General features: G+C 66.0%; 14 protein-coding genes. 5 read left to right on the top strand and 9 right to left on the bottom strand.

From position 1 onward, the window contains the following. Positions 1-58: 58 nt before the first annotated feature. The 3 genes from RFA01S_RS06605 to RFA01S_RS06595 form a co-directional block, all read right to left on the bottom strand. Positions 59-1,777 (bottom strand): nitrilase-related carbon-nitrogen hydrolase, encoded by a 1,719-nt coding sequence (locus RFA01S_RS06605; protein ID WP_032406058.1) that lies wholly within the window; start codon positions 1,775-1,777, stop codon positions 59-61. After that, positions 1,774-3,216, bottom strand: coding sequence for a purine-cytosine permease family protein (locus RFA01S_RS06600; protein WP_032406057.1), 1,443 nt, complete (start codon positions 3,214-3,216; stop codon positions 1,774-1,776). The genes RFA01S_RS06605 and RFA01S_RS06600 overlap by 4 nt, the downstream gene beginning before the upstream one ends. Positions 3,217-3,385: 169 nt before the next feature. Then, the gene (locus RFA01S_RS06595) at positions 3,386-3,823 is read right to left on the bottom strand and encodes a MarR family winged helix-turn-helix transcriptional regulator (protein WP_032406215.1); all 438 of its coding nucleotides are present in this window, start codon (positions 3,821-3,823) and stop codon (positions 3,386-3,388) included. Positions 3,824-3,926: 103 nt separating this feature from the next. Here RFA01S_RS06595 and RFA01S_RS06590 point away from each other — a divergent pair, with 103 nt between their 5' ends. After that, complete coding sequence (locus RFA01S_RS06590) at positions 3,927-5,003, top strand: substrate-binding domain-containing protein (protein ID WP_032406056.1); 1,077 nt, start codon at positions 3,927-3,929, stop codon at positions 5,001-5,003. On the opposite strand, the gene RFA01S_RS06585 is transcribed toward RFA01S_RS06590, so the two are convergent. Beyond that, positions 4,972-6,198 (bottom strand): lipopolysaccharide biosynthesis protein, encoded by a 1,227-nt coding sequence (locus tag RFA01S_RS06585; RefSeq protein ID WP_174557225.1) that lies wholly within the window; start codon positions 6,196-6,198, stop codon positions 4,972-4,974. The two genes, RFA01S_RS06590 and RFA01S_RS06585, sit on opposite strands and share 32 nt — an antisense overlap. 25 nt (positions 6,199-6,223) lie before the next feature. On the opposite strand from RFA01S_RS06585, the gene RFA01S_RS06580 reads away from it, so the two are divergent. Then, positions 6,224-7,951 carry an MmpA family trehalose lipid delivery protein gene (locus tag RFA01S_RS06580; RefSeq protein ID WP_072692035.1) on the top strand — a complete coding sequence of 576 codons (1,728 nt, stop codon included), beginning with the start codon at positions 6,224-6,226 and terminating at the stop codon, positions 7,949-7,951. Here RFA01S_RS06580 and RFA01S_RS06575 read toward each other — a convergent pair. Next, positions 7,886-9,118: a glycosyltransferase family 4 protein gene (locus RFA01S_RS06575; protein WP_032400525.1), complete on the bottom strand. Its 1,233-nt coding sequence runs from the start codon at positions 9,116-9,118 to the stop codon at positions 7,886-7,888. The genes RFA01S_RS06580 and RFA01S_RS06575 overlap by 66 nt on opposite strands. Positions 9,119-9,213: 95 nt before the next feature. Here RFA01S_RS06575 and RFA01S_RS06570 point away from each other — a divergent pair, with 95 nt between their 5' ends. Next, positions 9,214-10,008 (top strand): class I SAM-dependent methyltransferase, encoded by a 795-nt coding sequence (locus RFA01S_RS06570; protein ID WP_052060391.1) that lies wholly within the window; start codon positions 9,214-9,216, stop codon positions 10,006-10,008. A 9-nt stretch (positions 10,009-10,017) separates the two neighbouring features. Further along, a complete protein-coding gene (locus tag RFA01S_RS06565; protein ID WP_032406054.1) occupies positions 10,018-10,896 on the top strand; it encodes an ROK family protein in 879 nt (292 codons plus the stop codon). Between the two features lie 66 nt (positions 10,897-10,962). Here the strand turns inward: RFA01S_RS06565 and RFA01S_RS06560 are convergent, their stop codons facing one another. The 4 genes from RFA01S_RS06560 to RFA01S_RS06545 form a co-directional block, all read right to left on the bottom strand. After that, positions 10,963-12,792, bottom strand: a complete 1,830-nt coding sequence (locus RFA01S_RS06560; RefSeq protein ID WP_032392102.1) for a phosphoenolpyruvate carboxykinase (GTP) — start codon at positions 12,790-12,792, stop codon at positions 10,963-10,965. A gap of 308 nt (positions 12,793-13,100) precedes the next feature. Beyond that, positions 13,101-13,403 (bottom strand): DUF6802 family protein, encoded by a 303-nt coding sequence (locus RFA01S_RS06555; RefSeq protein WP_032369497.1) that lies wholly within the window; start codon positions 13,401-13,403, stop codon positions 13,101-13,103. A 58-nt stretch (positions 13,404-13,461) separates the two neighbouring features. Then, positions 13,462-15,012 (bottom strand): P-loop NTPase family protein, encoded by a 1,551-nt coding sequence (locus RFA01S_RS06550; RefSeq protein WP_032406053.1) that lies wholly within the window; start codon positions 15,010-15,012, stop codon positions 13,462-13,464. Then, entirely contained in the window at positions 15,009-16,094 is a 1,086-nt protein-coding gene (locus RFA01S_RS06545; protein WP_155291264.1) for a hypothetical protein, read from the bottom strand. The genes RFA01S_RS06550 and RFA01S_RS06545 overlap by 4 nt, the downstream gene beginning before the upstream one ends. Positions 16,095-16,320: 226 nt before the next feature. Here RFA01S_RS06545 and trmB point away from each other — a divergent pair, with 226 nt between their 5' ends. Continuing rightward, positions 16,321-17,097, top strand: a complete 777-nt coding sequence (gene trmB, locus RFA01S_RS06540) for a tRNA (guanosine(46)-N7)-methyltransferase TrmB (protein WP_370878763.1) — start codon at positions 16,321-16,323, stop codon at positions 17,095-17,097. The last annotated feature ends 4 nt before the right edge of the window (positions 17,098-17,101 follow it).

Here is a 17,101-nt window from a genome sequence, read left to right as displayed (position 1 = left end):
GTGGCGTGGTTGTGTGCCCCAGCGGGGACATGACCACGCCACTGGCGTTTTCGGCCACTCAGGCCGTCGAGAGGATTCCGTACTGGTGTGGTTGCCGCATCAGCACGAGGTCTTTGCGGCGCACGACGTTGGTGGGGTACGCCCCACCCAGGCTCGTGGTGTCCACGACGCAGGTCGCGCGGCCCGGCGCGTCGCTCTCGACGAGGGCTTCGGTTCGGGGGAAGGCGAAGGTGTCGGGCCCGAATACTCCGCTGTGTCCGGCAATTCCGCGGTCGGTGTCGATCGTGTTGGCGAACGCGAAGTACACGTTGTTCTCGCCTGCCCGGACGCGCATGTGATGCCAGTGCGTGGGATCGGCTCCGGTGGGAATCTCTGCTGCATGGGGGATGTCGGTTCCCGGATGGGAGCCGACGAAGGTGCCTGCGAGTGCGGCCGGGCAAACGATCAGATCACAACCACGCAGCGCCAGAATTCGGCCGGCCTCCGGCACCAGTGCATCGTGACCGACGAGCATTCCCACTCTCCCGACGGGAAGGTCGACGACGGTCCAGCGGTCGCCCGCGTCGAACAGCGAGGTGTGTTCGACGGACAGATGGATCTGGCGGTACGCCGTGCAGGTTCCGTCCGGCTGAACCAGCACTGCGGAGTTGTACACCCGATCGGAACCGATGTCGTGCTCGGCCACACCGACGACCATCGAAACACCATGCCGGGCAGCGATATCGACGACGCGTGAGAGCGACGTCCCGTCGATCGACTCCCCGACCTCGCGCGGCGGGCGATCCGCGGAGACCGGCCCGGTGACGGACAGTTCGGGAAACACGATGAGATCGCTCGCGCCTGCAAGGCCGGCGGCCCACTGCTCGATGTCGTCGAGATTGCCGTCGATCGACGTCCCCGGAGTGCATTGCACGACGCTCACCGACGAAGTCCGCCCGGCCGGTAAGGGCGAGTGGCCGTAGAGGGTGAAGAAATCGAGCGGGTTCCACGCGTACGTGTTGGTCTGCAGTTCACGGTACAGATTCGGCCTGCGCACGGGCCCGGCCTCTCGTGTGCGACGAATGTCGATGTCGCCGAGGACAATACCGTCACCGACGTCGAGGCGGCCGGCCACGTTTCCGTCGGGTTCGATGATGCAGGTGCCGCCGCTGAACTGAACGGTTCGTTCGAGACCCCAGCGGTTGCTCTCGATGACGTAGCAGTTGTTCTCGAAGGCCCGACTGATCCAGTAGGGGGCGGGAGTGCGTTCGGCGAGCCAGTTGCTGATGTGGCAGATCACGTCGGCACCCTGAAGCGCAGCCACTCGCGCCGTCTCCAGGAAGTGCAGATCCATGCAGATGAGCAGTGCGATGCGACCGAGCGGGGTCTCGAACACCTGGTGCCCGAGATCGCCCGGGGCCGCCCATTTGGGCTCGGCGATGTACGGATGCGTCTTGCGGTGTGTGCCGACGATTCCCTCGGGACCGATGAGAACTGCACTGTTGTAGAACAATCCGCTCGTCGCATCGACTTCGGGCATGCCCACGACGATGTAGCAGTTACGACGGGACGCGATCTCGGCGAACGTCTCGGTGGTGGGGCCGGGGATCTGTTCGACGACGGTTGCCGCTTCCTCGGTGTCGTGGAAGCAGTAGCCGGTGGTTGCCATCTCGGGTGTCGTGATCAGGCGCGCCCCGTCCGACGCCGCCTTCTCCACGAGATCGCTCAGAGCGGTGACGTTCGATTCCTTCGCGAACAGCGTGGGCTCGAATTGTACGGCTGCTGCAGTGAATGTCATGACGCCACAATCCTTTCGGCGATGAGGGTATCGTTCGATTTCGGTGGTTCGTAGAACTGTCCGCGGGTTGCCATCGTGAGCGGAACGTAGAGAAGAGGACCGAGAAGCATGGCGATGAACGACGCGTAATACGACGGGTAGAGTCCGAACACGCCGAGCCCGCCCACCGCGACGCCCGCTGCCATGGCGACGATGCCGCAGGGGTTCCAATTGCGCACTCGCCCTTCGCGGAACTCGATGTTGTCGCGGGGTGCCAGGCCGAGCAGTCTTCTGCATACGAAGTAGTCCGCGAGCAGAATGAAGATCCAGGTGTTGGTCATGATGCCGGTGACGGCCAGGAACTTGTCGGTGTACTGCAGAATGTTGACGGGGTAGCACAGCACGCCCACCACCAGTAGCGCCACCATCCACCATTGACGCCCGACCTTCCTGGGCGAGAGCACATCCCACGCGTTGGACAGGGCGAGGGATCCTGAATACAGGTTCATGACGTTGATGCGAACCTGGGTGACCACCGCGAAGATCACGCCGAGCAGACCCATGACGATGGCGAAGTACAGTCCCGGGTCGGTGGCCGAGAGTTCCGGTGTTGCAGTGGTTCCGGTGAAATGACGCAGCATCGTGAAACCGAGGAACACACCGAGAATCATCACGACGACGATCATCAGCAGTTCTGCCAGCATCAGTCCGGCCGTTCCGACATAGCTGACGCTCTTCTTGACGAACCGTCCGTAGTCGGTGGCGATGAGTGCTTGGAACACGACCTGCCCGTTCGCGAGGCTGAACGCCTGCCACAGTGCGGTGGCGGTGAATCCACCGGTCGCTTCCCATTCGCCGGGCCCGACGAGTACGTAACCGCTGGCGAGCATGTACATACCGACGGCGAACAGGATCAGGAAGATCGGCATCCCGAAGCGCTGCAGAATGTTCATCGAGTGCGTACCGCGCCAGGAGAAGAACAGCGCCACGAGTGCGACCAGCGCGAATACCACTGTGGCCCAGGCGGAGTCGATCTCGATCCCCGCGAGCTCACTGAGCCCGTGCGAGACGATGCTGCCCTCGAAGATGAAGTAGAACACGTAGTTGACCGCGTAGACGAGCGAGGCGACGGCAGAACCCTTGGTTCCGAACCCGAGCCCGCGGGTGAGCAGTGGCAGCGACAGACCCTCTTGGCTGGCGATACGCATGATGAGGCTGCCGACGAGCGTCGCACCGATCACCATGTACGCCACGGGGATCAGGAACATCGGCCATCCCACCAGAAACCCGATCTGGCCGCCGAGGGCGAACCAGAACATCGCGGTCACGTTGCCGGTGAGGACCAGCAGGATCGCCGGCCGCCGCCAGCGTTGGTCGTCGGGCACTCGGGAGGTTGCGTAGCTTTCGATCTGATCGTCGAGGCTGGTCGCTGGCCCCTCGAAGTATTTCTTCATGTTCATGAACGGGTGTCCACTTCGGTTCGCGGCGAGAGCGCTGGCTGCGCTGCATCGGAACAATACTTTCCGTGGACACTATTGCAATGTGAAACATGTTAAAAAGAGATCACGAAAGCGGCCGACCTGGCAGGTTACGGCGGAGACCGCGTCCGAGACCGGACGCCGAGAAAGGTCAGTGGGTGATCGAGGCCGTCTTCGCGTTGGTCTCGAGGGCCCGGAGCAGAGACTGCAACAGCTCACGATCCGACTCCGACGGGAAGACCATCGCCGCGGCGTCGTTCATCATCGGGGCGGCCGCGTCGTGCTTTGCTTTCCCACGGGCCGTCAAGCGGATCAGCACCTGCCGACGATCGACGGTGCCGGTACGGCGGTGCACCAGATTGTTGGACACCAGCCGGTTGACCGCCTTGGTCAACGTCGGCGGCGAGAGCAATGCGAACTCCGCCGTCTCGGCCATCGTGTGTCCCTCACCGTCGGACAACAGCGACAGCACTCGCCATTCTTCGAGGTCCAATTCCCACGGCACGAGGGAGGCGCGCAATCGATCCGACACGGCCCGCTCGACCACGGTGAGCAAACGCGCTGCCGACGCAGCATCCTGGTGATCCACGTGATCGTCCCCCTGCTCGGTTACTGCGTCGGCGCTACAGTCTCCCTCAGCGATTCTATGGTGAAGCGAACCGCGAAGAGACACCGAGCGGACGGACGGCACGATGAACAGCGATCGGTTCGACACGTTTCGCGTCGGCCTGATCTTTCCGATGTCCGGACCGTTCGGCATCATCGGACCCTCGAGCGAGCTGTCGGCCCAGCTGGCCAGGGACGAACTCAACGCCTCGGCCGGCGTGTTGGGCCGCCGCGTCGAGTTGATGTCCATCGACGGCGGCCGCGATCCGGTGACGGTGGCCCACGAGGTCGCGACGCTGCTCGATGCCGGTGCCCTCGATGCGGTGGCGGGGATGCACACTTCGGCGGTACGGCGAGCCGTCATTCCGGTGACGCTCGGACGGATTCCGTACGTGTACACCTCCATGTACGAGGGCGGCGACCGCTACCCGGGACTGTTCATCACCGGTGAGACCCCTGCCAACCAACTGGTCCCGGCGCTGGAGTTCCTCGTTCGCGAATTCGGACGACGCCGCTGGGCAATCGTCGGAAACGACTACGTCTGGCCCCGAAAGAGCGCTTCCATCACGGCAACTCGGCTCCGTGGGCTGGGCGCATCGGTGGTGCACGCGGAGTTCGCACCGGTCGGCACGAGCGACTTCGCAAGGACCGTCACCGCGATCGAGCGGTCGGGTGCCGACGCGACCGTGGTCCTCCTCATCGGCGACGACGCAGTCCATTTTCATCAGCAATTCGCCGGGGCCGGGCTGGACGGGCACTGCATCCGTCTCAGTCCACTGATGGACGAGAACATGTTGCTGGCGGCCGGCGGCGAGAACACCCACGGGCTGTACGTCGCGTCCGGCTATTTCGAAACCCTCGCCACCGAAGCAAGTTTGGGATTCTCGGCTCGTTTCGCTCGTTCATTCGGGGTCGATGCGCCGATCGTCGGCGCACTGGGACAGTCGTGCTACGAGGGCATCAAACTGCTGGGCGCGCTGGTGAACAGGGCAGGCACAGCAGATGTTCGCATCATCGAATCCGTATCCGATTCGGTGTCGTTCACCGGTGCCCGTGGGCACCTGTTTCTGTCCGACGGCCACGTCTCGCAACCGATCTATCTGGCGTTGGCCGGTGCTGTCGACTTCGAGATCATCGGCGAGATCCGGCCCGCGCGCGACTGATTCTGTCGCCGAACAGGACAACGCCGCACACGACGGCCATCGTGACCGCGGCGGTAACGGCTGCGACGGTGACGAACTGGGCCAGGGTGGAGGCCACGAACAGCAACAGCAGCACCTCGACCGCGAGGGCGAACCAGGCGACGAGGGCCAGGTGGGTGCGCTCCCCCGCGATTGCCCACAGCAGTGCGCTCTGCAGTACCGCCAGACACGCCCCCTGCAGCACGAAGAGCCACACGTATTGCTGCACACCGGAATACGTGTCACCGACAACCAAAGGAAGTAGCGGCGACGCCAGCGCGCCCCCGAGTACCAGTACCGTGCCGAGTCCGGCGACGACGGTCAGCGCCGATCGCACTGCGGCAGCCGAGTGCAGCGGGTTCGCCATGCGCGGATACAACACCACTCCGACCGCCTGCGGCAGCCAGAACGCCGCTTTGGACGCGACGGCACCGACCGCATACAGCCCGGCTTCGGTACTGCTGAGCAACGACCGAGCCAGCACCAGATCCAATGCGGACATCGCGATCAGCACCAACTGCACCTGCGAGGCCTGCAGCACCGTCAGAACGGTCACCCTGGTTTCCGACACCGCGTTCACCGGCGCTCCGGCGGCCGACCGCGCGCCGACGGCCACCACGCCGATACCGGCCGCCGTGGCCAGCAGCACCGAACCCGGGCCGCCGCCGAGCAGCAACACGACCACCGCCGGCGCCACCTTGCCGAAACCGGCCGCCGCCAACACCACGCTCAGTGCGCCGAACCGGCCGCGTCCTTGCAGCAGCCCCTGCTCCGCGGCCAACAACACCAGCACCGGCGCAGCGATCACGGCCGACACCGTCGCCGCTGCCGAGACGTCCATGGCCGCCGACAAAGCCGGGGACACAGCGAGAGCCAGCACACCCGCGACCGCCGCACAGCGGTAGCCGACGCCACGCAGCTCGCGCGAACTGCGGCCGCGCACCACCTCGCGCGCGACGACGGACTGCAACGCCAACGCCGGGACCGCCAGAACCAATTGCACCGCAAGAAGACTCGCGAACTCGCCGTAACCCTCGACGCCGAGCATGCGACTCGCGAGCACCTGTAGCAGATACGCCACGACATTGGCGAACATCGAGCCGGCCGTCACCATCCCCATCCCGGCGACGGACGCACCCGCCGGGTGGTCTGCCTCGGACGAGGCGCGAAACGACATGCGTCCACGGTATAGGGTGCCGATCATGGCGTGGTCGAGGTCGAGGTGGACGCCGCCGCTCTACAGCCTGCTGCTCTCGCTCGTCGTTCTCGGACCACTGCTCGGCCCTGGATATCTCCTGCTTCGCGACGCCGTCAGCACCCCCCGTTCCTACTTCACCGACTCCGCCTGGGGAATCGCCGACGCGGCCGCGCGGGCAGTGCCGCAGGATGCCGCGATCGCGGCCCTGACCACGGTGTTCGACGGCGGCCTTGTGGTCAAGGCCGTTCTGCTGCTGGCGTTGTGGACGGCCGGCTGGGGCGCGGCGGTGATGGCGCAGAAGATGCTGCCCACCGCACCACTGCCTGCGCTGCTCGTCGCGTCGACGGTGGCCGTGTGGAACCCCTATGTCGCCGAACGCCTGCTGCAGGGACATTGGAGTCTGCTCGTCGGCTACGCCGCCCTCCCGTGGACGGTGGTCGCCGCACTCGCAGTCAGGTCCGGTCGCTCCTGGTGGGCCCTCGCCGTCTGCCTGGCCGCGGCCGGGCTCACCCCTACCGGTGCGTTGCTGGCGGCAACCGTCGCGCTACTCGTCGTCGCCCTCCCCGGGGGTGCCCGACGCGGCCTGCGCGTGGTCGCCACCCTCGCGATCGCCGCCGTCGCGTCGGTGCCGTGGCTGGCGGCGACGATGGTGTCGGGCGGTGGCGTCGAACCGGCGGATCCGGCGGGTTGGGCCGCGTTCGCAGCACGCGCCGAACCGGGTCTGGGCACGGTGGGTAGTCTGGCCGGTCTCGGCGGCATCTGGAACTCAGACGCCGTACCCGGTTCTCGGACAGGACTTTTCGCTGTCATGGGGACGGTCCTGTTGCTGACCGTCGTCGCTCTCGGGATACGGCCGCTGTATCGCCGTCGACGCAATCCGGTGATCGTGGGCCTGGGTGTCGTTGCACTCGCTGCCATCGTGCTTCCTGCGCTGGCAGCAACCGGACCGGGGTTGGCGGCGGCTCGCGTACTGGGCGACACCGTCCCCGGGGCCGGTCTGCTCCGCGATTCGCAGAAGTGGGTCGCGCTGGCCATGCCGATGTACGCCCTCGCCGCTGCGGCCGGTATCAGCTGGTTGGCGTCCCGACGCACCCGATTCGGCAACGCGTGGCTCCCGGGGGGCGTTGCCGTGCTGGCGTTGCTCGTTGCGCTCCCCGACCTCGGCTGGGGCGTCGGCAGCGCACTGAAACCGGTGACGTACCCGCAGTCGTGGCAAGCGGTGTCGGCGGAACTCGCCGACCAGGACGGCGACGTGGCCGTCCTTCCCGCCGGAATGTTTCGCCGCTTTCCCTACAGCGGCTCAGCACCCGTTCTCGATCCCGCACCCCGCATGCTGCCGGTCGACGTGCTGCAGACCGGTGAACTCCTCGTCGCAGGCGGCACGGTCCGCGGGGAAGGAAAACGGGCGACGGACGTGCAGAACGCCCTGCTCGCAGGCGACTCCGCGGACACTCTGGCGGCCCTGGGGGTCGGCTGGGTACTGGTGGAGAGCACGACTCCGGGCGAGCTCGGCAATGCGCAGCAGACGTTGGACCGACTCGACGCCGTGTACTCCGACGAGGAACTGAGCCTCTATCGGGTGCCGGATCCGGCGATGCTCGAAAGTCGTTCGGCAACAGCCGTTGTGCTCGCACATCTGGCGTGGGCACTGCTGTTGCTCGGCGGACTAGCGGTAGGACTCCTGAGCCGATTCGGCAGGCGTGTGCGCGTCGGCCGCCCCCACCAGGCCTGACGACCAGGTGCCGCGCGTCGTCCCGTCGAGCACCGAGAACACGCCGTCGGCGCACTGGCCCCAGGAGAACTCACCCGCGCGGACTCGTGCCTTCTCACCGAGGCGAGTGCGGGCCTCGGCATCCTGCAGCAGTTCGGCGACGGCACCGGTCAGCGCGGACACATCGCGGTCCTCCGCTCCGGATGTCGAACCACCCACGAGAACACCGGTGACGCCGTCGATGATCGAATCGGTCAGCCCCTTGGAGCTGCGATAGCCCACCGTGGGAACACCGTGCTGGGCAGCTTCGACGACGGCGAGGCCCCAGCCCTCCTTTCGGGAGGGCATCACATGCACCCACGACCGACCGAGCAGTGCATGCTTGCGCTCCTCGTCGACGTGACCGTGGAAGGTGACGTATCGATCGACGCCCAGGCTCGTGACGTACTCGCGAAGATTCCGTTCCCACCACCCGCCGCCGATGACGTCGAGATGGATGTCGGGAATGCTGCCGCGCAGTGCAGCCACGACGTCGATCGCGTCCTCGATCTGCTTGTGTGGAACCAGCCTCGACAGCACGGACAAGGACGGGTGGGGCGTGCGGGTGTCCTCGCCGCCTTCCGGTACAGACAGTGGGATGTCGTCGGCACCGTTGCGGACCACGGCGATGCGCTCCCGGTCGACACCGAGAGCGATCAGCTCGTCTGCAGAAGGCAACGACACCGTCAGGTACTGATTGCGGCGGTGCACCTTCGGTGAGATCGTCGACTCGAGCCACCAGCCGAGCTTTGCCATCATCGGGCCCGCCACCGGCCACTGCTCGCGGTGACAGTGATGCACCAGCAGCGTCACCGGCACACCGAGTACTGCGCGGGAGAAGAACGGAATGCCGTTCTGGGTGTCGATCACGGCATCCGGGGAGATCCCTTTGAGCGGCCCGAAACCGAGCCGACCGGCGGCGATGGCGGCCAGAGCGCGGGGATACACCGACAGGCGACCACCACCGCGACTGATCCGGATGCCGTCGACGATCTCCTCGGCCGGAGCACCGGGATAGGACGCCGTCCGCAGCGTGACGCGGACACCGCGTCGAGCCAGGCCCGCGCCTACTTGCTCGAGGTAGCGCTCGCTGCCACCGCCCTGCGGATGCCCGGTATCGCGCCAGCACAGCAACAGAACCTCGCGCACCGCTCGCTTCACCCCATCCACCGTGCTCGCTTCTCGACCGTCGTCGAATACCGCTGCCACACTAACCGCTAGGGTTCGTTTTCGTGACTTCCGCCGTGACACGACTGTTCGCCTCTCGCGCGACACTGCGTCGCTCGGTGAAACTCCTGAAGGACTTCGGGCACGAGCAGAGTTCTCCGGACATCTTCTACGGTGCCCTGGCCCGTGATTCGGTCGAACTGATCGGAGACCTGTACCGCGGCCTGACCGGCACCGACATGTCGGCAGCGACCGTGCTCGACGTCGGCGGCGGACCGGGATACTTCGCCGAGGTCTTCGGCGCGAGTTGCACGCGCTATCTGCCCGTCGAACCCGACGCCTCGGAAATGCACGCCGCCGGACTGCAGATCCCCGGTTCGGTTCGCGGCTCCGGCATGGCGTTGCCCTTCCTCGACGACAGCGTCGACATCTGCTTCTCGTCGAACGTCGCCGAACACGTCCGCGAGCCGTGGACCATGGCCGAGGAAATGTTGCGCGTCACCAAACCCGGCGGCCTCACGGTGCTCTCGTACACCATCTGGTTCGGCCCGTTCGGCGGCCACGAGACCCGGCCGTGGCACTATCTCGGCGGCGAATACGCGGCCCGACGCTACGCCCGCACCACCGGGCACGAACCCAAGAACCGATTCGGCGAATCCCTGTTCGACATCAGCGCGGCAGACGGATTACGTTGGGCGCGAAGCACTCCCAACGCAACGCTACTGGCCGCGTTTCCGCGCTATCACCCGCGCTGGGCATGGTGGATGATGCGTATACCGATACTCCGTGAGTTCCTCGGCAGCAACCTCGTCCTGGTCCTGAAACCGAACGCATACCCAATGGGGCATTCCGCAGGCTCCACTCCCGCATAACCTGGATCGATGACGGCACTCGCGCTCGACATCGGCGGCACCAAGATGACAGCGGCACTCGTCGGCGACGACGGACGTCCGCAGCACCCGGAGACAGTTCCGACACCGGCCACCGGCGTGTGGGAGGCCTGTGCCGAACTGCTGCACGGGGTCGTCGGAAGCGTCGACGTGACGCGGGTCGGGGTCGCGTGTTCCGGTCCGGTCGACCTCGTCACCGGGTCGGTCGCGCCGATCAATGTCGACGAGTGGAAGAACGGATTCGGCCTGCGCGAACACATTTCCGCCGCACTGCCCGACGCCGAGGTACTTCTGGCCATGGACGGCAGCGCAGCGGCATTGGGTGAGCATCGATTCGGTGCCGCTGTCGGGATACCGGACGTGCTCAGCCTCGTGGTGTCCACCGGCATCGGCGGGGGCCTGGTGCTGGGCGGGAAAATCGTTGCCGGGGCCAGTGGCAATGCCGGGCACATCGGCCACATCGTCGTCCCCGGTTCGACGACGCCCTGCGCGTGCGGCGGAATCGGGTGCGTCGAGACCGTCTCCAGCGGCCCCTCGGCGGTGCGGTGGGCTCGGGAGCAGGGCTGGCCGGGGAACACCGGTGTCGAACTGGCTACGGATGCCGCCGCGGGCGAACCGCTCGCCGTCACCGCATTGCAACGTGCCGGAGTGGCGCTCGGTCAGGCCATCGCCTCGGCGGTCGCACTGGTGGACGTCCGGATGGTGGTGATCGGCGGCGGCTTCGCTCAGGCCGGCCCGCCGCTGTGGGATCCGATCCGGGAGTCGATCGCCTTGCACGCGCGCCTGAAGTTCCTCGACGGCCTGCAGGTGGTGCCGGCTGCGTTGAGCGGACTCGGCACCCTGCACGGCGCGGCCGCTCTCACTGCCTGATCTCGCATACTTCGAAAGCCAGAACGGGGCCCACCCCTCGGTGAGCCCCGTTCTGTCTCGTGAATACTACGCGCCCAGACGCTGCTTGAGGGCGTCGAATTCGTCCTGAATTCCGGTGGGCAGTTTCTCGCCGACGAAGTCGAACCACTCCTGGATCAGCGGGATCTCGGCCTTCCACTCGTCGGTGTTCACCGCGAGTGCCTCGGCGACGTCGTCGACGGTGGTGTCGAGGCCGTCGATGTCGAGTGCCTCGGCCGTGGGGACGACACCGATCGGGGTCTCGACGCCCGCGGCCTTGTGCTCGATGCGCTCGACGATCCACTTGAGCACGCGCGAGTTCTCACCGAATCCGGGCCACAGGAAGCGCTTGTCGTCGCCGCGACGGAACCAGTTGACGTAGAACACCTTCGGCAGCTTGGACTCGTCGGCGTTCTTGCCGAGGTCGATCCAGTGCTGGAAGTAGTCGCCCACGTTGTAGCCGAGGAACGGCAGCATGGCCATCGGGTCGCGTCGGACGGTACCGACGGTGCCCTCGGCGGCAGCGGTCTGCTCGGAGCCGACGGTGGCTCCCATGAACACTCCGTGCTGCCAGTCGCGGGCCTCGGTCACCAACGGAACGGTGGTCTTGCGTCGTCCGCCGAACAGGATTGCGGAGATCGGCACACCCTGCGGGTCGTCCCACTCGGGAGCCATCGACGGGCACTGAGCCATCGGCACGCAGTACCGCGAGTTCGGATGTGCGGCATCGGTTCCGGACTCGGGCGTCCAGTCGTTGCCCTTCCAGTCGATCAGGTGATCGGGCTTGCCTTCGAGGCCTTCCCACCACACGTCGCCGTCGTCGGTCAGGCCGACGTTGGTGAACACCGAGTTGCCCTGATCGATGGTCTTCATCGCGTTCGGGTTGGAATCCCAGTTGGTGCCCGGAGCGACACCGAAGAAACCGAACTCCGGGTTGACGGCGTAGAGACGACCGTCCTCACCGAAGCGCATCCACGCGATGTCGTCACCGATGGTCTCGGCACGCCAGCCCGGAATGGTCGGCTGAATCATCGCGAGGTTGGTCTTACCGCACGCGGACGGGAATGCCGCCGCGATGTAGTACGCCTTGTCCTCGGGGGAGATCAGCTTGAGGATCAGCATGTGCTCGGCGAGCCAGCCCTCGTCGTGGGCCATGGCCGACGCGATACGCAGCGAGTAGCACTTCTTGCCCAGCAGCGCGTTGCCGCCGTAACCGGATCCGTAGCTCCAGATCTCGCGGTCCTCGGGGAAGTGGGTGATGTATTTGGTGTCGTTGCACGGCCACGGCACGTCGGCCTGACCCTCGGCCAGCGGAGCACCGAGCGAGTGCAGCGCCTTCACGTAGAACCCGTCGTCGCCGATCTTGTCCAGAGCGGCCTGACCCATGCGGGTCATCACACGCATGGAGATGACGACGTACTCCGAATCGGTGAGCTCGACGCCCAACTTGGGATCGGCAGCGTCCAACGGTCCCATGCAGAACGGAACGACGTACATGGTCCGTCCGCGCATGCAACCGCGGTACAGCTCGGTCATCAACGACCGCATCTCCGACGGGTCCATCCAGTTGTTGGTGGGACCGGCGTCGATCTCTTCCTTGGAACAGATGTACGTGCGCGACTCGACGCGGGCCACGTCCGACGGATCGGAGTTGCCGAGGAACGAGTTGGGCTTCTTCTCGTCGTTGAGACGGGTGAAGGTTCCTGCCTCGACCAGCTTGTCGGTCAGGCGCTCCCATTCGGCGTCGGATCCGTCAGCGAACACCACGGAGTCCGGTTCGGTCAGTTCGGCTACCTGAGCAACCCAGGCAAGCAGTTCTTTGTGTCGAGTCGGCACGCTGTCGGTGCCGCTCAAACCGGGAATGGTCGCTGAGGTCATCTAACTCTCCTGGGGTTAGCCGGAACCGGGAAGAATTCGCACGATCGCTGTGGGCAAGCACGCACGAGTAGATCTCGGTTTTCCCCTCTCGGCGGGGCGCTGCTCGGCCGTTCGAGCTGCAGTACACCATGTTACTGGATACAGCAAGCTGAGGACCGAGCGCCGGATGTCCTGTTCATCAGGTTAACGCCGAGCGACGTGATTCCAGAAACAGGGTGTTGTCCGATTGGTCACAAGACCGATTCAGATAGGGAAAGACCGACGCAAGAAGCCATCCACCAGCGCCGATGTAAATCAGACCGAATGGCCTACAGTCGGCCGGATTCGGACGATCTGCCCTGCCCGAAACCGTTCGCTTCCCGAAAAATCTCCCAGGATTCGTAGTGCCCGTCACGGTCGAAGGCGGTGAACTTGTCTGTCACACCATCTCCATCGACATCCGTTCCCACCGTCGTTCCGGCCTCCGTCGTCCGAACGGAAGTCTCGTGACGACCGTCGCCGTCGAGATCGAACCAGTCCGTCGAGACGTATCCGCCACCGTCGTCCGACGCGTCCTCGGCCGGCTCGTTCGTCTCGAAACCGCCCACTGCGAAGCCATCCACCGCGATCATCGACGCTCCTCACTGTCGGGTGCCTGTTCGCCGCCTGCGAACCTGTTCGGACGTGCACCTACCCGCTTCGACGCATCGACGCGCCGATCGGTTCCGGATCGCCGGGAGAGAATTCGACGGGCTTCGACGGCGCGACCGAGTCGCGCCCGGACCCGCGAAATCGCTCCAGCCCGCGCTCGAGTGCAGCCAGATCCCGATCGCAGGCCGAGAGCAGCGCCGATCTGTGATCGGCGAGCGTGCGAAGTTCGGCGTCGATCTCGGCCAGCGACAGATCGATACGTGCCGCCGCCTCCCGGTCCGCCGAGGTCAACGCCGACGCGAGTGCGGACTCGGCGTCGAGAATGCGAGAGAGCAGCCGCTGTTCCACGTCCGATTTCACGCGAGCCAGACTTTCCTGGGTCCAGCCGCGAAGGTGCGCACGGTCGGCGACGAGTGCGCGTGAGCGGGTCAACCACCACGCGATCGCGGCACCGATGGCCAGTGAGACGATCGTGTTGGCGACGGCCAAGGTAGGAATCAGAGCCAGGGGCGAAACTACGAGCCGACCCAGTCCCACCCCTGCCGAGGCCCCCAGTGCGACCATCAGGACGTCCTCGATCCCGCGTCGCCTGGTCGGTTCGCCGATGTCGATCTCACCGCCTGCAGTACCGGATTCGGGCACCGTGCCGGCGAGCCCGAGTTCGACTTCCACGGCGCGGAGACCGGTGGACAAGGCAGCGTCGGCGCGTGCTCGAACTGCCTGTACGGATTCGGCGAGGTGCCCGGGCAGATGGCCGAGTTCGGCCCGCCGCGATCCCTCTATCGTCTGCCGTACCTGCGCGCCGAGCATCCGAACGTCCTCGACCGCAGCGTGAATACAGTCGACCCGAACCCGTTGAATACGGTTGTGCAGCAATGCTCGTCGGTCACCACCGAGACGTTCTCGTTCATCGAGCAGCCGCGCCCGCCTGGCACGCAGAGGGGCGGTGTCACCACCTCCGGTCACTGCGCGAGCTTCGGCCACGATGGCGGCCTTCGCCTCTGCGGCAGATTCCTGCACTGCAGCAACGTATTTGCGCTGTGCCCCTACCGCCGCGGCCTGCATCAGCAACGCGTCGATTCTGTCGGCGACCGCCCCGAAACCCGACTCCGCGAACACGGCAGCATCGCCAATCTCCCTACCGGCTCGTGCCAACCGTGCCGAGACCGGATGAACGGAGTGTTCCACCGCACGCGGCACACGCTCGGCGACGATCTCGATATCGGCGTCGACCACCTCGCGCCACCGGCGATGCACATCGATCTTGTTGACCACCAACACAACCGGTGTCGACTCGAAGGCAGGACGCCAGCGCTCGACGTCGGCACGGCCGACCGGAGCCGACGCGTCGACGACGATCACGACCACCGCGGCCTCCTCGACCGAGTCGGCGAACCCGATCTCCGCGCCGTCGCGCCGGGTGAGCAGATGGCATATCTCGGTCTTGCCGGATGCTGCGGTGCCGGTGACGTGAATGCCTGCAGGTCGGCTGCTGCGTGCACGGTCGATGCGTACGAGGGATTCCGAGTTCCGTCGACGCAGAACACCTTTCAGATCGTCCGGCAGCGGGAACCGGTTCGGATCGGTCACGGTCGGAGCATCCGCACATAGCCGCGGCACAGGGCCAGGGCGGAGCGCCGGACGTCGTCGTCCTCCGAGGTGGCGGCACACCGCTTCCACACCGATGCCTGCTCCAGCAGGGCCTGCTCCGAGCCCGTCTCGATCGGCACCGCCAATCGCGCTGCAGCACAGCGCATATCGGCAGCCACCGCCTCGTCCGAAGCCAGATAGGATTCGACGGCCCCTCGAACGTCACGGTGACGGGCGGATATCTGCAGCAGTTGTTCGTGCAGGTCGTCGTCGCGGGCCGTCGCAGCAGCCGAGACAGTGTCGGACACCACCGTCGTCACGGCGTCGACGCCGGTGGCCTCCCACAGCTCACGCAGTACATCCGCGTCGGACACTTCGCTACGCCGCCGGAGCGCATCGACGAGTAGGGCGAGACCGCGTAATTCCACCCGGTCCAGCAGTGCCTCTCGGCGCGGCGTCGAGAGCGGAATATCAGCACTCCGAAACCGATCGACCGTCATCAGATCCCCAGTACGCAGCGCACCGGCCGCCACGGCCCGCACATCGGCCATGTCCACAGCGAAGCCTCGGGCCGCGCCGCCCAGGCCCGCTGCAACAGATCCCATCACCGGCAGCACTCGTCGCCCCAGTTGCTCGGATGCCGCTGCGGCCGTCGCCGCAGGTTCGTCGAGAGTGTCGGCCTTGTTCAGCAGGATCACGGTGTGTGCCGGCGGTCCGCCGGGTCGAGCGGAGAGGAAGGTGATGTCGTCCGGGGACACGGCACCGGCCAGCACGTGGACGAGCACGTCGACATCGGATGCGGTGCGCCTCTGCTGCACCTCCGCGGCACGCGGGATATCGGCCCATCCGCTCTCGTGCAACCGGACCTCGAACCCGTCGGTATGCAGTCGCGCGGCATCGAGCACCGAGACAATCACCGACTTCCCGACTCCGACGCGGCCGGAAACGTGCACCTCCAGCGGCCGCAGACGCCGCTCGACAGCATTCTCGACAGCCTTCCGGCCTGCGCCGGCCCCGGCCGCGTCCACCTCTTCCGAGCGCACACGCAATCGACCCAGACCTGCCTCGGCACCGTCCATCATCGATCCCCCCGGAAACGACCCACCGAACGGCCACATCGAGATGTGCGATCGGCTCGTCGAGCACGATCGGCCACGTGGCCCGCAGCCCCCTGCTGCGGCACCGATTCTGGCACACGACGGCCGTTCCGGACGGGCCGTCGAGAATTACACCGTTGTAGTTATAGGACGCGGCCCTACCGCTGATCAGCGATGGAACGGCAAGTCTCAACTTCAACTCGAGACCCACCTGTCACACACTCCGCCGATGCGCGACAATGGACCGGTGAACGAGCCACAGGACACCTCTGCCGACACCGGAGACAACTCGGTGCAGACCCAGGAACGGGGCTCGCGGCTGTACCCCAGAGTGACCAGTTTCCGCTCCCGCCGCGGAGCGCTGACCGACGCTCAGCAGAGCACCTGGGACAACCTGTGGCCACGCATCGGCCGCGATGTCGCCGACGAGCAGATCGACATCGACGCCTGGTTCGGGCGCAGCGGTCCGGCGATTCTCGAGATCGGGTCGGGCACGGGCACGGCCACCACGGCGATGGCGATGGCCGAGCCGCACGTCAACCTCATGGCCGTCGAGGTCTACCGACCCGGGCTCGCGCAGACTCTGCAGCAGATCGAGCGCGAGAACATCGAGAACGTCAGGTTGTTCCGCGGCGACGCGATGGACGTCCTCGAGAACATGCTGACCTCGGAGTCCTTGACCGGCGTTCGCGTCTTCTTCCCCGACCCGTGGCCCAAGGTGCGCCACCACAAGCGTCGTCTCCTGCAGGGCCCCACGTTCGCGATGATCGCGGATCGCCTGAAGCCGGGCGGCGTTCTGCACGTGGCCACCGATCACGCCGAATACGCTGAGTGGATTGCCGAGGCCGGGAACGCCGAGCCCGGTCTGACCGTTCTCGATTGGGAGTCGCCCATGACGCACGAGCGGCCGGTGACCAAGTTCGAGGGCAAGGCCCAGCAGGTGGGCAGCTCGGTGACGGAATTGATCTGGGGAAAGAAGACAGCATGAGCGT

This window comes from Rhodococcoides fascians NBRC 12155 = LMG 3623, from assembly GCF_001894785.1.
Taxonomy (GTDB): domain Bacteria; phylum Actinomycetota; class Actinomycetes; order Mycobacteriales; family Mycobacteriaceae; genus Rhodococcoides; species Rhodococcoides fascians.
Note: the sequence above shows the minus strand (reverse complement) of the source record. Positions and strands in the feature narration are given on the sequence as shown.